Source organism: Haladaptatus litoreus (genome assembly GCF_900156425.1).
GTDB lineage: Archaea > Halobacteriota > Halobacteria > Halobacteriales > Haladaptataceae > Haladaptatus > Haladaptatus litoreus.
Genome location: NZ_FTNO01000001.1, coordinates 1,426,118 through 1,438,733, shown reverse-complemented (window position 1 = coordinate 1,438,733; position 12,616 = coordinate 1,426,118). Strand labels below are relative to the sequence as shown.

Here is a 12,616-nt window from a genome sequence, read left to right as displayed (position 1 = left end):
CTACCGCGTTTTCAGGTCGTCTTCGTCCTTGATTATTTGCGTCTCGGCCTCGCCGCTCGTGTGCTCGTTCACGAGGTCGTAGAACTCGTTTTGCATCCCGGCCGGGAACGTCATGACGCCGACCCACGAGCCGTCGTTTTGCCACTCTTCGCGCTCCAAATCGCCGAACTGTCGAATCCGGGCTTGCGCACTTCCGGCGTAGTCCGCGGGCACCTGCACCGCGATGGTCACTTCGTCGAACCGAATCGGAATCACCGGACGAAGCGCCTCCAGCGCGTCGTCAACCTGCTGGCCGACGGGTTCCATCGGGTCGATGGTGAATCCCGCTTCCTCCAGCGCATTTTCGATGCGTTCCGGTGGATGCGGAGCGTTGTCCATCTGCGGGTTGACCGCGTTGCGCGTGATGCGGTTGACCAACTGCTTGTGCTTTTGCTCCTGCATCTCCTTGCGCTGTTCCGCCGTAATCTGAATCTCCCCGCGCTCGATGACTTGGGGGATAATTTCCAGCGGGTCTGTCGTCTCGAAGACCGTCTCCAAATCCTCTTCGGCGGGTCGGTCGCCCCGACTTGCGTTCTCGAACACGTCTTCTGCGGCGATGACGTCCTCGATGTCGCCGTCGAACTCGCCGCGTTTGATGGCAAGTGCCGCGTCGGGGTCTACCAACACTTCGAACCGCGCGCCGTGAGATTCCAGACGCGCCGTCACTGCCTCTTCGAGTGAAATCATACCCGGAGGTAAACGCGCGTACCTAAAAGATGTTTCCCGAAGAAAACGTCGAATTTACTCTTCCGACTCGTCTTCGTCCTCGTCTTCGAGGATGTCGAGTTCGTCGAGGTAGCCTTCGACTTCCTCGTCGTCCAGCATGCGGAACTGTTCGCTCTCCACGTCAACCGTGGCGAGGCCGACGCCCGTCGGCGAGAGTTGGTCGTCGTTGACCGCACCGAGGGCCGAAAGTGCGAGGTCGATACCGCCGTCTAAGTCCATTCCTTCGCTGTAGTTCGTTTCGAGGTAATCCTGAATCTCGCCGCGGTCTGCGCCCACTGCGAGCGCCTTCCACTCGTACGGCGTGCCGGACGGGTCAGTCTCGTACAGGCGCGGTTCGCCGTTCTCGATGCCGCCGATGATGAGCGCGACACCGAACGGGCGCGCGCCGCCGACTTGCGTGTACTGCTGGATGTGGTCGGTGACTTCCTTCGTCAGCGTCTCGACGCCGATTGGCTCGCCGTAGCGCAGGCGGTTGATCTGCGACTGGCGGCGCGCGAAGTCTATGAGTTGGCGCGCGTCGGCGACGTGGCCCGCACTGGCGATGCCGATGTGGTCGTCGGACTTGTGGAGTTTTTCGACGCTCGTGCGCTCCATGAGCGGCGAGCGCGTGTGCTTGTCAACGGCGAGGACGACGCCGCCCTCAGTTCGGACGCCGATGCTGGCGCTCCCTCGTTTGACGGCCTCCCGTGCATATTCGACTTGGTAGAGGCGGCCGTCCGGGGAGAAAATCGTAATCCCGCGGTCGTACGCCTGCTGTTGGGCTTGTCCCTGCATAGTATCACTCGAAATCGAGTTCCGCCGCGCCGACGAACGCGTTATCGACCTGTACGTCCAACATTCCGTCCCGAACGACGGCCGGTCGTTTCGCGTCCGCAAACACGACGCTTCTCTCCCCCGAAAGTTCCCTGCGGCAACCTAAATACTTTTCTTCACAACCCCGCACCGTCCCACTCATTCCACGGACGAAAACGCCGACGGGGTCGCCGTGCACCTCGTCGATGCAGGCCAGCGCGGCCCGCGCTTGGTCAGTGTGCCCGCGCCGAACCCGGACGAGCGCCTCGCCCTCGCCGTCCTCGAACTCGAAGTTGTACACCGTGAGGTCGGCGTCCGCGCTTCCGGCATCGCCGAGCAGATTCTGCGCGGCAAACCAGAGATTTCGCTGGAACGCTCTCCGATCGATGTCCGCGTCGGGCCAGCCTTCGAGGCCGACCGCGAGGTAGCGCCAGTGTGGGCGAAGGTGTTTGGGTAAGTGTTTCATTTCGGGGTTCTGGTTTGTGGGTTGGTTGTCGGTGGGTTTCAATCGTGTGTTCTAGCGACGATAGTACAGTGAATTTAGCGGATTTTAGGCAATTGGAATTGGAGAAGTATGCAAAGTCGACCCGAAGTAAGCAACAAAAGAAAACGGGGCGAGTAAGCCGCTAGGTATCGCAGACAACAATGAAACCGCCACCGCACCACAACCGCAGTGTCCCCACTCCTCCCCGCCAGCGCAGGTTTGGGCTCGTGCCTCACTATCGTTCGTCACTCGCCGAGTGCGCTGGCGCAACCATGCGGCTGGTCGGTTAAGCGATGTGGCGCGCGCTGGCGAGGCTTCGAGGAGTTTACCTCCGAGAAGGCGAGCGAAAACGTGCGAGGGATGAGTACCACAGCGACTGCAAGGAGCGAGGAACGCAGTCGGTTGGGGAGGCATGTGGCTGTCGCGGTGCGGTGGCGGTCATGTGTAGTCGTGACTTGCTTCCGCCAAACTACTCAAGTTCGAATCACGCACAATAGATTTCGTCGTTATGGTTATTTTGGAGTCGGCAACTGCTAGCGATACAGAATAAATCCACAACAGGAGCCACGAACACAGCAAAAATCAACTCGTTCACCACGAACTCGTGACTATTCCCCGTATCGCTCTGCAACCAGCACGCCGACTTGCTCGTGAACGCGCTCCACGGCGGTTAGCGAAAATCCGTTGTTCGTCAGCACGTCGGCCAGATGGCCGACCGTCGAGGGGTCATCGACTTCGGGGCTGTAAAACGGCTCCTCGGGGTCGGGCGTCCCAAAGAACATCACGTCGCCCAAGACAAATTTCCGCGGCCCGAGTCCGGCAATCACTTCGATTGCCTCACGTTTTTCCTCCTCCGAGAGGTGATGCATGGCGAAGTTGGAGACGACGATGTCGATGTCTTCGCCCTCGACGTTTGGCTCCCGAAACCGACCTTCACCGAATTCGACGTTCTCGATTCCTTGCTCCGCTGCTTTTTTCTGACCTTCGTCCATCATCCCTTCGCTGATGTCGCGGGCGATGACGCGGTCTGCGTCGGGTGCTAGTGCGAGCGCGATTGCACCTGTTCCGGTTCCCAAATCGAGAACCGTGTCCTCTTCGCTCGGGTCGGCGTGTTCGACCACGAGGCTGACGCACGCGCGGTACTCGTCGCTGTCCTGTGAGTCATCGTAGTCGCCAGCGATCTCCGAAAAGCGGTTCGCGTGTTCCTCAATCGTCTTCTTCATACCGACCACGTTTCACGCCCGGCGCTATGAAATCGTCGGAGCGAATCGCCCGATTTCGCTCGGCCAACTCGCCCCATTCTTTCAGCCCGGTTTCGACCTGCTCGGCAGAAAATCCAATCGTCTCCCCGACGGCCACCAGTTCGCGGGGGGCGCGCAGTTGCAGATGGGAATGTGCGTCCGCACTGACGACGAACGGAGCATCGTACTTCGTGACGATTTCACGTAGTTTCCGCAGGTCTTTGATGGCCTGCACCCGCTGGCCTCCGTCGGCGCGGAGGACGCGCGAGAAGTTGAACTCGACCCTGACGCCGTGTTCCTTCGCGGCTTTCGCCAGCACGTGGTTGAAATCGCCGCGGCCCTGCATGGGATGAGCGAGCACGTCGATTCGCTCTTCCTCGACGGCGAAGCGGTTGAGTTTCGACGTGCCGCCGTGAAACAGGAGAATCGTCGCTTTCGGTCGAAAGTTTCCGACGTGCCCGCTGGCTTGCGAGGGGTTGTCCGCGCGGATTTCGAGGCCGTCAACCACGTCCACGTCGTATTCGTCGCTCACCTGCTCGGCGTCGAACTCCCCTCGCGAATCGCCGTGGTTCCGGACGACGATACCGTCGAATCCGTACTCTGCGGCCGTGGCCGCAAAGCGCGCGACGGTGCTGTCCCCGTCCGGAACGGCGTGGACGCTTTCGTACATCGTTCCACTGTCGGACAGCGCGAGACTTGGTGCTTGCGACTCTCCGCCACCATTCTTTCGCTGCCTGCTCGCTCGATTCGGAAGGGATTTGGCTTTCGAAGCGAACAGGACACGTAAGCCCAAGGGGTTTTGGCGCTTCGAAACTAAAGGCCGAAAAGGTTCAGTAACAGAATGGACAGCCATCCACCGACTCCCGCGAGTTCCGACCAGCCAACCCGCGCCGACCTCGATTGGTGTCACGAGGCAGTGCAAGGGGTTTCCCGCACGTTCGCCATCACAATCGACTTACTCGAAGAGCCGATGGCGGACGCCATCTGCGTCGGTTATCTACTCTGTCGCGTCGCGGATACGATTGAGGACGCAGGACACATCCCGCCGGACGAACAGACACGTCTTCTCCAGCAGTACAACGACGTGCTCGACCCCGACGAACCGACAACGGTGGACGAGTTTCACGCCAGCGCGGAGCAGTGGATTCCCGACGACGGGGGCGACGACTGGGCTGTCGTCGAACACGCCCCCCGAGTCGTGGACACGTTCGCAACCTGCCCGGAATCAGTCCGGCAAGCCGTCAGACCGCCGGTTCGGGAACTCGTCGGCGGGATGGCGATGTTCGTGGAGCGCTACGACGACACCGGCGGCCTCCGAATCCGCACACTTCCGGAACTCGAAGAGTACTGTTACTACGTCGCGGGAACGGTCGGCGAACTCATCACGAACCTCGTCTGTCGTGGCGCGGACGACGACCAAGCCGACCGACTGCGGGAAAACTCGGAATCGTTCGCCCTCCTCCTTCAACTGGTGAACGTCTCGAAGGACGTGTACGTGGATTACCACGACGAGAACAACGTCTACCTTCCGGCGGCGTGGCTGGACGACGAGGGCGTCCCGCAGGACGCCCTCTGCGACCCTGAACATCACGACGACGTCGCGGACGTCGTCGCCCGCACCGCAGAGCACGCCGACGGCTTCGCCGACGACGCACAAACCTACTTGGAGAGCATGCCACAAACGCAGGGCAATCGCCTCGTGGCGTGGACGATTCCGTACCTCCTCGCGGTCGGTACCCTGCGCGAAGTGAAAAAACGTCCCGAGGACGCCCTCCGACGCGCCGGAATCAAGGTGTCACGGGAGGAAGTGCACGCGCTCATCGCCTCCCTTTCGGGCGGCGTTGACCGCGACATGCTCGGTGAACTCCGCCGGACGATTGCGGAGCGACCCTTCCACCGGGCCTAACTGAACTGGTTTTACGTCGAAGTACTGGACACCGACGTGTTCGCCCACGTTCGTTCCGGCTGAGCATCCGACCTGAACCGATGACATTCCGATTCGAGCGGACTCGTAACCGAAGCGGAACAACCGGAGTATTTCCCGTTTTCCAGCCAGAGAACACGGTGTCCGTGTGCGTCGGGCAAGAATTCCTCCGGCGACCCTCCCGAAAGTTCGAGCGTTAGCCGGTACCGAACAGCGGTTTGGCAGGCGTCTTCTGATCCGTTGGACTCGGAATCGACGTGAACCCGAAACGTGCTCATATCGGCTCCTTCGGGGGACGTTCGCTCCGTCCAAACCGAGATGTTGGCGTCGGCGCTGTTCGTCCGTATCGTTCCGACATCGGTGAGGTTTCCACCACCTGTCGAGGAACTCGCATACTGACGCATCTCGTCAACACAACCGGAGTCCAATCGCTCGAACTCCGTGATCGTCATCTCCGTCGGGCCGGTGTGGTCTGAAAACAGCGGGAGCGCGTTGACCCCGTTCGGACTGCCCCCGACGATGACGATGCCGACGACGGCGACGAGGAGGATTCATTTCGGGCCGGAAACCATGCCGGGATTGGATAGACAACTGACAAGAAGTCCGATTCGGTCACGGAGTTGCGCCGTTGTAGTTATTACGGGTGAACGAACTCGACCGCAAAAACGCCACCGAACGGCAGAAGAGACGAAAACCGATTTCAGTATTCGTAGAAGCCTTTGCCAGTCTTCTTACCCAAATCGCCCGCGTCAACCTTACGCTTCAGCAGGTATGCCGGTTTGTATCGGTCGCCGAGTTCGGTGAATAGGGTTTCGCTGGCGTCCAGACAGATGTCCAGTCCAATGTGGTCGGCGAGCGTGAGCGGCCCCATCGGGACGTTCGTTCCGAGGGTCATGCCTTTGTCAATGTCTTCCTTGCTGGCGACACCTTCGTCGTAGGCCCGAATACCCTCGTTAATCCACGGCATGAGGATTCGATTGGTGACGAAGCCGGGTTTGTCGTCGGACTCCCACGCCTCCTTGCCGAGGTCTTCTGCAAGGTCGTGAGCGAGCGTGACTACGTCGTCGTCGGTTTTCTCGCCGACGACGAGTTCGACGCCCTTCATGATTGGGACGGGGTTCATGAAGTGCAGACCGACCACGAGTTCCTCGCGGTCGGTTGCGCTGGCGATGGTCGTAATCGAGAGCGTGCTGGTGTTCGTGGCGAGCACCACGTCCTCGGGGAGCACTTCGTCCAGTTCTGCGAAGATGTCCTGCTTGATGTCCATGTTCTCGACGGCGGCCTCGACGACCAAATCGCAGTCCGCGAGGTCTTCGAGTTCGGTCGTGCCTGTGATTCGCGAAACTGCTTCGTCGGCCGCTTCTTCGCTCATCTTGTCCTTGCTAACGAAGCGGTCGAGGCTGTTTTCGATGGTGTCGAAGCCGTTCTCTACGAACTCTTCTTTGATGTCGCGCATGACCACGTCGTAGCCGCTCGTGGCGGCCACTTGCGCGATACCGCTGCCCATGGTGCCTGCGCCAATAACGCCGATACTGTCGATGTCGGAAAGCGAACGCATGGACGAGAATGCTTTGGGAACGGTTGTAAGGATAGCGAAATGCGCATCCGCAGCATCTGTAAATATTCAGAAAATGACAGTATTCGGAGATAGTAATCGATCAAATAGGTCTTGTGGCGAAACATTCAAGTTGGGTGAGTGGGAGGGCAAAACGAATCGGTGAGGGTTGTGACCGAAAACGACACTATTGGGAGAGAGGCCGAAACCGTTCATCCGACGGACATAGCGTTCGTCGGGCCAGCGACGGCGACGGTCATCGAGGATGCCGACTTCGAGGGCGAAGCGATTCAGAACCGAACCGTCTCCTACGAGATGTTGCGCGAGGCAGGCGTCAATCCGGGAGTCGCTGGCCGTCTGCGCAAGGAACATTCCCTCTCGTGGTCGTTCGAATCCGGCAACGACCTCACGGACAGGTCGAACAAGATTCGCGGCCTGAAGGACGACGAACGCGCGTGGATCGCCGCCAGTTCCGGCGATTGGGAACAGCAATCGACCGAAACCGCCACGACCGACGGGAGTGGCGACACCGAAGCGGAGGAAGCGGCATGGCGCGACCGGAGCAGTCCCGACCCGGTGACCGACGTGCCGGAAATAGACAATCAACTCGCAAACGAACTCGCAGAAGCAGGCATCACGTCAGTGCGAAGTATGGCCATCGCTGACCCAGAACGGGTTGCCGACTCGCTTTCCTTTGATTTCGAGCGAGTAAACCGGTGGCGCAACGCCGCCCGCGACCTGTTGTGAGTCCACGACAATTGTTGTGAATTCACCACATTCGCTGTAAGTTTACTACAATCGTAGTTCACAGAACGGACTATAGACATATCGAGCGCTATGAAAACGCGGGTTTCGACTCGTTCGCGACCAGTAGACTCATATGGTTCGTCGGTGCAGTTCGGAACGATGATTCCGCTGACTGACTCGCAAGTCACGCGAGACGGCAAAGCACTTATTCTGGCGATGGACCACGGTCTGGAACACGGCCCCTCGGCCGACTTTAGCTCCGTTCCGGACACGCTCCACCCCGAGAAAATCTTCGAAACTGCGACCCACGACGCTGTTACCTGCCTCGCAGTGCAGAAAGGTGTTGCAGAGACGTACTACCCCTCCTACGACGACGACGTGAACCTGCTCGCCAAACTCAACGGCACGAGCAACCTCTGGATGGGCGAACCGTACTCGCCGAAAAACTGGACGGTCGATTACGCCGCAGAACTCGGCGCGGACGCAGTCGGCTACACAGTCTACTCCGGTTCGAACCACGAGACCAAGATGTACGAGGACTTCCGCGACGTGCAGGAGCGAGCACACCGCGAATACGACATGCCGGTCGTCATGTGGTCGTATCCACGCGGACAGGGACTCAAGAACGACACCAAAGAGAGCACCATCGCATACGCGACCCGAATCGCGCTCGAAATCGGTGCGGACATGGCGAAGGTCAAGTATCCCGGCACCCGCGAGTCGATGGAATGGGCCGTCAAATCCGCCGCCGACATGCCCGTCGTCATGAGCGGTGGGTCGAAAACCAGCGACTACGATTTCCTCTCCAGCGTCGAAGCCGTGATGGACGCCGGCGGTTCGGGACTCGCAGTCGGGCGCAACGTCTGGCAGCGCGACGACCCCGAGGGCATCCTCGACGCGCTCGAAAAGGTCATCTTCGAGGACGCGACTGCTGACGAAGCACTCGAATAATGGACACGCTCGACACAATCATCGAGGTCGTTTCGACCTCCGCGCCCGTCATCCGAGGTGGACTCGCCGGTCGTCGCCGAAAAGCCGACGAGGAAAACCCCAGCGGCGAAACCCAGATGGCGGCGGACGTGTGGGCCGACGAGTATCTCGAAGCCGAACTGACGGCTATCGACGGCGTCGGCGAGTTCGCCAGCGAGGAGCGCGAGGGCGTCATCGACTGTGGTGACGGCCTCTCGGTCGCAATCGACCCACTCGATGGTTCGTCGAACATCAAATCGAACAACTCGATGGGAACCATCATCGGCGTCTACGACGCCCCGCTGCCAGCGTCGGGTCGCAACCTCGTCATGGCGGCCTACGTTCTGTTCGGGCCGATTACGACGATGATGGTCGCCCGCGAGGGAACCGTGACGGAGTACGTCATCGAGGACGGCGACCGCAGACCGGTCAAAGAAGACCTGACGCTTCCCGCTGAACCAGTCGTCTACGGCTTCGGCGGGCGCGTACCGGACTGGTTCGATGAGTTCGCCGACTACGCCCGCGAAATCGAGAACGAACTCAAACTTCGCTACGGCGGGTCGATGATAGGCGATATGAATCAGGTGATGACATACGGTGGCGTGTTCGCCTATCCCGGTCTGCAATCGCGCCCCGAAGGAAAACTTCGACTGCAGTTCGAAGGGAACCCAATCGGGTACATCGTCGAATCCGCTGGCGGACGGTCGTCCGACGGCGAACAGTCGCTGTTGGACATCGAACCGGACGAACTCCACCAGCGAGTGCCGGTTCACCTCGGCAACGAGGAACTCATCGACCGACTCGAATCGACGCTGTAACCGACTCCGAACTGAACGATTCTTTTTCCGACACGACTATGCCGCCGTGGTCGTCGTCGGTTGCTGTACTGTCGTAACTGGTTATTATGCTGTCGTGGTTGGTCGTTGTACAGTCGTCTGATTGACTGTTTGCTGCGCTGTCGGGGTCTGTACCGTCTGTTCTGTTCCCGGTTGCGTCGTCCCCACAGTCGTCACTCCGGGCGTCCTCGGAACGGTCGTTTGCACACCACGCTCTTGCTCGATGCACGACTGCACGTCGTCCTGCTCGACCGACGCGACAACCTGTCCGTTCGCGTCGAACAGCGTCGCGTTGAGGAAGACGAAGCCCTCCGCGCCGAAATCGGCGGTCGTATTCGTCCACGTGTAGTTGCCGTCCGGCGTTTGTTCGAAGTCGTCCGCCGAGACGTTCTGCGTGACCTGCGCACCCACTTCTGGATTCGAACTATCGAGTAACAGTGCGACCATCTGAACGTCCTGTGGTTGCGTCGTGTTCACCGTGATTTCGGTGCAGTTCAAATTCGCTTCGAGCGGTTCGGCGGGCGGGGTCGGTGCCGTAGTTGTGGTCGTCGTGGTTGCGTTTGTCGTTGTGACATTCGTGGTGGTTGTAACGTTTGCCGTGGTAGTCGCGTTAGCAGTCGTCGTGGCGTTAGGTGTCCGTGCCGTGGGAGTGGTGGTCGGCGGAGTCACCGGAGTCGTCTGCGGGGTCGTCGCGTTTGGTGGTGTCGTCTGCGGCGGTTGCGTCGTCGTGACGTTCTGCGTCGTCGTCGCGATTGGCGGGAGTGTTGTCGTTTCCGGTTCCGGTGTCGTCGTAGCCGCCGAAATTCGACTCGCTTCGTCCTGTGCCAGCGAGCGAACTGTCTGGGGTTGCACGTTCTCCGCCGTGGCGATTCGCTCGCCAGCCTGTGCAGTGCCCTCGCTCGCGGCCTGTCGTATCTGACTCGCGTCGTTTACGGTCTGCTGGGCGGCGGCCCGTGCTGCCCCGGCCGCGGCACCTGCGGAAGCGGCTTGCACTTGTTCGACGGTCGCTTCCTGAATCTGCGTGATTCCACCGCTTGCCGAACCCAGCGCAGCGGATTGAATCTGCACGATATTCGCCCGCTGGCTCTGGGAAATCGCACCGCTCGCACTGCCCCGCGTTGCGGCTTGTACCTGCTGAACGTCGGCTTGCTGGCGCTGGCTCGCCAAAACACCACCCGTCGCGGAGCCTCGTGCTGCGGCTTGGACTTGCGTAATGCTCGCCTGTTGACTCTGGGTTACCGCTCCCGCCGCCGCTCCGACGCACGCGAACTGAATCTGTCGGATGCGAACGGTTTGTACTTGTGTGATACCGCCGCGCGCAGCACCGTTCGCGGCGGCCTGAATCTGTCGTCCCTCGACAATCTGTTTCTGGACGGCACCCTGAACGGCCCCCTGTGCCGACCCCTGCGCGACGACCTGAATCTGGACGATGTTCACGGTCTGAATCTGAACGATGCTCAGCGCGCCCGCCGCCGCGCCCTGACAGGCGGACTGCACCTGTCTCACGGTTGCCTGCTGAATCTGCGTGATTCCGCCCTTCGCCGCGCCATGTGCGGCGGTTTGAATCTGCACGATACTCGCCTGCTGGGATTGGGAAATCGCACCCGCCGCGGCACCGCGCGTCGCGGCCTGTATTTGTCGAACATCGACTTGCTGAACCTGTGTCACCCCGCCTTTGGCCGCACCCAGCGCGGCGACTTGCACCTGCTTCACGTTGGCGCGTTGAGTCTGTAGTGCGCCCGTCGCCGCACCTTGTGCGGCGAACTGCACCTGTCTGATTTCGACTCGCTGGCGCTGGTCGAGCGCACCGAAGGCCGCGCCCTGTGCGGCCTCCTGAACCTGTGAAATACTCACCTGCTGATTCTGCACTACACCCCTCACGGCGCCTGCTCCGGCCCCTCGTGCCGCGATTTGTAGCTGTTCGACGGTCGCTCGCTGACTCTGTGCGACCGCGCCGTGTCCGGCACCGAACGCGGCGGCTTGTATTTGCGTCGCGTTTGCTTGCTGTACCTGTGTTGTCGCCCCGGCGGTTGCTCCGGTAGTCGCAACCTGAACCTGACGAATGGAGACGGTTTGACTCTGAAGCAGGGTACCGTGCGCCGCACCGCGGGCAGCGGCTTGCACCTGCGAAACGCTTGCTTGCTGGCGCTGGGAAACCGCTTGTACGGCACCCTGTGCGACTGCTTGTCTCTGTTGCTGACTAATCGAAACCCCTTGTCGCTGTGCCAACGACGCACCCTGCAACGCGCCGCGAGCGGCGGCCCGCTCGCGGTCTGAAAGCTGTCGCTGCTGGACGACTGCTCGCTGAATGGCGTTCTCGGGGACGGAACTGTCCGCTCGGCTAGTTGCCCGTGTTTCCAGCGGTAACACGTTCGGCCCGTTCGTTGCCTGCTCGTTGACCGATTCGGAGACACCGACCGATTCAGACGCCCCAGTTAGTGGCTGTACCGATGGAACCACCGAAACGAAACCAGTAGTCGCGAGCGTCAGGACGAAAATCAACACGAGTGTCGTCTGGGTAAATCGCCTCATAACCACGTGGATGACGGTAGATTCCGGTTTTAACCTTCGACACCGTTAATTCCGTTCTCGGAATCCATCGGCCCGTTGCCGACAGTGCGCGTGGCGGTTTTCTTCGGACACCATCGGCAATCGAACCGAACCCGTGAGGTAATGGTCGTTTCGATGGTCGCGTTCCGACAGGATTTCTCCGCCCGAATATATTCGGTGGTGTAGTTATTAGAAACAAAAGTAGATACAACGATGATTTCAGTTCGGCTGCCAACTTTCTAGGTATCTAGATTCACCATTCTTTATGCAGGGTCATCAACTGGTGATGAGCGTCGCATGAGCAATGAGTCACCATACCGGGACGACTCGGGGAAACGACCGTCTACAGATCCACCCCACGTACTTCGTGCTGAACCGGCAGTGAGCAGGCCGTCGTTCGACGACATCTTCAAACTGCTGTCGGAGAAGCGACGTCGATACGCCATTCACCACCTCTCGACGACACCGGAGGGCGTCGCAACGCTTTCCGACCTCGTCGAGCAGGTTGCCGCGTGGGAAACCGAAACGTCGGTCGGCGACGTTCCGGACGACTACCGAAAACGCGTCGAAGCATCGCTACATCACACACATCTGCCGAAACTCGATGACGCAAACATCATCGACTACGATGCGCGGAGCGAATCCGTCCGCTACTGGGGACAACCCGTCCTCGAAGAGTACGCGGAACACGTCGCCGCGATGGAACTGCCAGAACGGTAACCGTTTATCGCGTTCCGTCCGCATCGACCCCAA

General features: G+C 60.2%; 13 protein-coding genes. 5 read left to right on the top strand and 8 right to left on the bottom strand.

Annotation, left to right across the window (positions count from 1 at the left end):
• From BW974_RS07545 to BW974_RS07525, 5 genes are all read right to left on the bottom strand, one after another.
• Positions 1-726, bottom strand: coding sequence for a ribosome assembly factor SBDS (locus BW974_RS07545; RefSeq protein ID WP_076429411.1), 726 nt, complete (start codon positions 724-726; stop codon positions 1-3).
• A 54-nt stretch (positions 727-780) separates the two neighbouring features.
• Positions 781-1,539, bottom strand: a complete 759-nt coding sequence (gene psmA, locus BW974_RS07540) for an archaeal proteasome endopeptidase complex subunit alpha (protein ID WP_076429409.1) — start codon at positions 1,537-1,539, stop codon at positions 781-783.
• A gap of 4 nt (positions 1,540-1,543) precedes the next feature.
• Positions 1,544-2,023: an Rpp14/Pop5 family protein gene (locus BW974_RS07535; RefSeq protein WP_076430289.1), complete on the bottom strand. Its 480-nt coding sequence runs from the start codon at positions 2,021-2,023 to the stop codon at positions 1,544-1,546.
• Between the two features lie 626 nt (positions 2,024-2,649).
• Positions 2,650-3,264, bottom strand: coding sequence for a class I SAM-dependent methyltransferase (locus BW974_RS07530; protein WP_076429407.1), 615 nt, complete (start codon positions 3,262-3,264; stop codon positions 2,650-2,652).
• Positions 3,248-3,952, bottom strand: a complete 705-nt coding sequence (locus BW974_RS07525; RefSeq protein WP_076429405.1) for an RNase P subunit p30 family protein — start codon at positions 3,950-3,952, stop codon at positions 3,248-3,250. The genes BW974_RS07530 and BW974_RS07525 overlap by 17 nt, the downstream gene beginning before the upstream one ends.
• A 171-nt stretch (positions 3,953-4,123) precedes the next feature.
• Here BW974_RS07525 and BW974_RS07520 point away from each other — a divergent pair, with 171 nt between their 5' ends.
• A complete protein-coding gene (locus BW974_RS07520; RefSeq protein ID WP_076429403.1) occupies positions 4,124-5,188 on the top strand; it encodes a phytoene/squalene synthase family protein in 1,065 nt (354 codons plus the stop codon).
• 11 nt (positions 5,189-5,199) lie between these two features.
• On the opposite strand, the gene BW974_RS07515 is transcribed toward BW974_RS07520, so the two are convergent.
• A complete protein-coding gene (locus BW974_RS07515) occupies positions 5,200-5,658 on the bottom strand; it encodes a hypothetical protein (RefSeq protein ID WP_076429401.1) in 459 nt (152 codons plus the stop codon).
• A 248-nt stretch (positions 5,659-5,906) separates the two neighbouring features.
• The gene (locus tag BW974_RS07510) at positions 5,907-6,764 is read right to left on the bottom strand and encodes a 3-hydroxyacyl-CoA dehydrogenase family protein (protein WP_076429399.1); all 858 of its coding nucleotides are present in this window, start codon (positions 6,762-6,764) and stop codon (positions 5,907-5,909) included.
• Positions 6,765-6,923: 159 nt separating this feature from the next.
• Between BW974_RS07510 and BW974_RS07505 the strand changes: the two genes are divergently transcribed.
• From BW974_RS07505 to BW974_RS07495, 3 genes are all read left to right on the top strand, one after another.
• Positions 6,924-7,508 (top strand): DUF7409 domain-containing protein, encoded by a 585-nt coding sequence (locus tag BW974_RS07505; protein WP_245799952.1) that lies wholly within the window; start codon positions 6,924-6,926, stop codon positions 7,506-7,508.
• Between the two features lie 159 nt (positions 7,509-7,667).
• The gene (locus tag BW974_RS07500) at positions 7,668-8,459 is read left to right on the top strand and encodes a class I fructose-bisphosphate aldolase (RefSeq protein ID WP_076430287.1); all 792 of its coding nucleotides are present in this window, start codon (positions 7,668-7,670) and stop codon (positions 8,457-8,459) included.
• The gene (locus BW974_RS07495; RefSeq protein ID WP_076429397.1) at positions 8,459-9,295 is read left to right on the top strand and encodes a class 1 fructose-bisphosphatase; all 837 of its coding nucleotides are present in this window, start codon (positions 8,459-8,461) and stop codon (positions 9,293-9,295) included. Before BW974_RS07500 ends, BW974_RS07495 begins: the two co-directional genes overlap by 1 nt.
• A gap of 84 nt (positions 9,296-9,379) precedes the next feature.
• On the opposite strand, the gene BW974_RS07490 is transcribed toward BW974_RS07495, so the two are convergent.
• A complete protein-coding gene (locus BW974_RS07490; protein ID WP_076429395.1) occupies positions 9,380-11,845 on the bottom strand; it encodes a coiled-coil domain-containing protein in 2,466 nt (821 codons plus the stop codon).
• A gap of 315 nt (positions 11,846-12,160) precedes the next feature.
• Between BW974_RS07490 and BW974_RS07485 the strand changes: the two genes are divergently transcribed.
• Positions 12,161-12,583 (top strand): DUF7344 domain-containing protein, encoded by a 423-nt coding sequence (locus BW974_RS07485; protein ID WP_233274713.1) that lies wholly within the window; start codon positions 12,161-12,163, stop codon positions 12,581-12,583.
• The last annotated feature ends 33 nt before the right edge of the window (positions 12,584-12,616 follow it).

Excerpts from the sequence above, each read along its gene's own strand:
- BW974_RS07535 (WP_076430289.1), bottom strand. The coding sequence starts at position 2,023 with ATGAAACACTTACCCAAACACCTTCGCCCACACTGGCGCTACCTCGCG.
- BW974_RS07490 (WP_076429395.1), bottom strand. The coding sequence starts at position 11,845 with ATGAGGCGATTTACCCAGACGACACTCGTGTTGATTTTCGTCCTGACG.
- BW974_RS07545 (WP_076429411.1), bottom strand. The coding sequence starts at position 726 with ATGATTTCACTCGAAGAGGCAGTGACGGCGCGTCTGGAATCTCACGGC.
- BW974_RS07495 (WP_076429397.1), top strand. The coding sequence starts at position 8,459 with ATGGACACGCTCGACACAATCATCGAGGTCGTTTCGACCTCCGCGCCC.
- BW974_RS07520 (WP_076429403.1), top strand. The coding sequence starts at position 4,124 with ATGGACAGCCATCCACCGACTCCCGCGAGTTCCGACCAGCCAACCCGC.
- psmA (WP_076429409.1), bottom strand. The coding sequence starts at position 1,539 with ATGCAGGGACAAGCCCAACAGCAGGCGTACGACCGCGGGATTACGATT.
- BW974_RS07515 (WP_076429401.1), bottom strand. The coding sequence starts at position 5,658 with ATGACGATCACGGAGTTCGAGCGATTGGACTCCGGTTGTGTTGACGAG.
- BW974_RS07500 (WP_076430287.1), top strand. The coding sequence starts at position 7,668 with ATGATTCCGCTGACTGACTCGCAAGTCACGCGAGACGGCAAAGCACTT.
- BW974_RS07485 (WP_233274713.1), top strand. The coding sequence starts at position 12,161 with ATGAGCAATGAGTCACCATACCGGGACGACTCGGGGAAACGACCGTCT.
- BW974_RS07530 (WP_076429407.1), bottom strand. The coding sequence starts at position 3,264 with ATGAAGAAGACGATTGAGGAACACGCGAACCGCTTTTCGGAGATCGCT.
- BW974_RS07525 (WP_076429405.1), bottom strand. The coding sequence starts at position 3,952 with ATGTACGAAAGCGTCCACGCCGTTCCGGACGGGGACAGCACCGTCGCG.
- BW974_RS07510 (WP_076429399.1), bottom strand. The coding sequence starts at position 6,764 with ATGCGTTCGCTTTCCGACATCGACAGTATCGGCGTTATTGGCGCAGGC.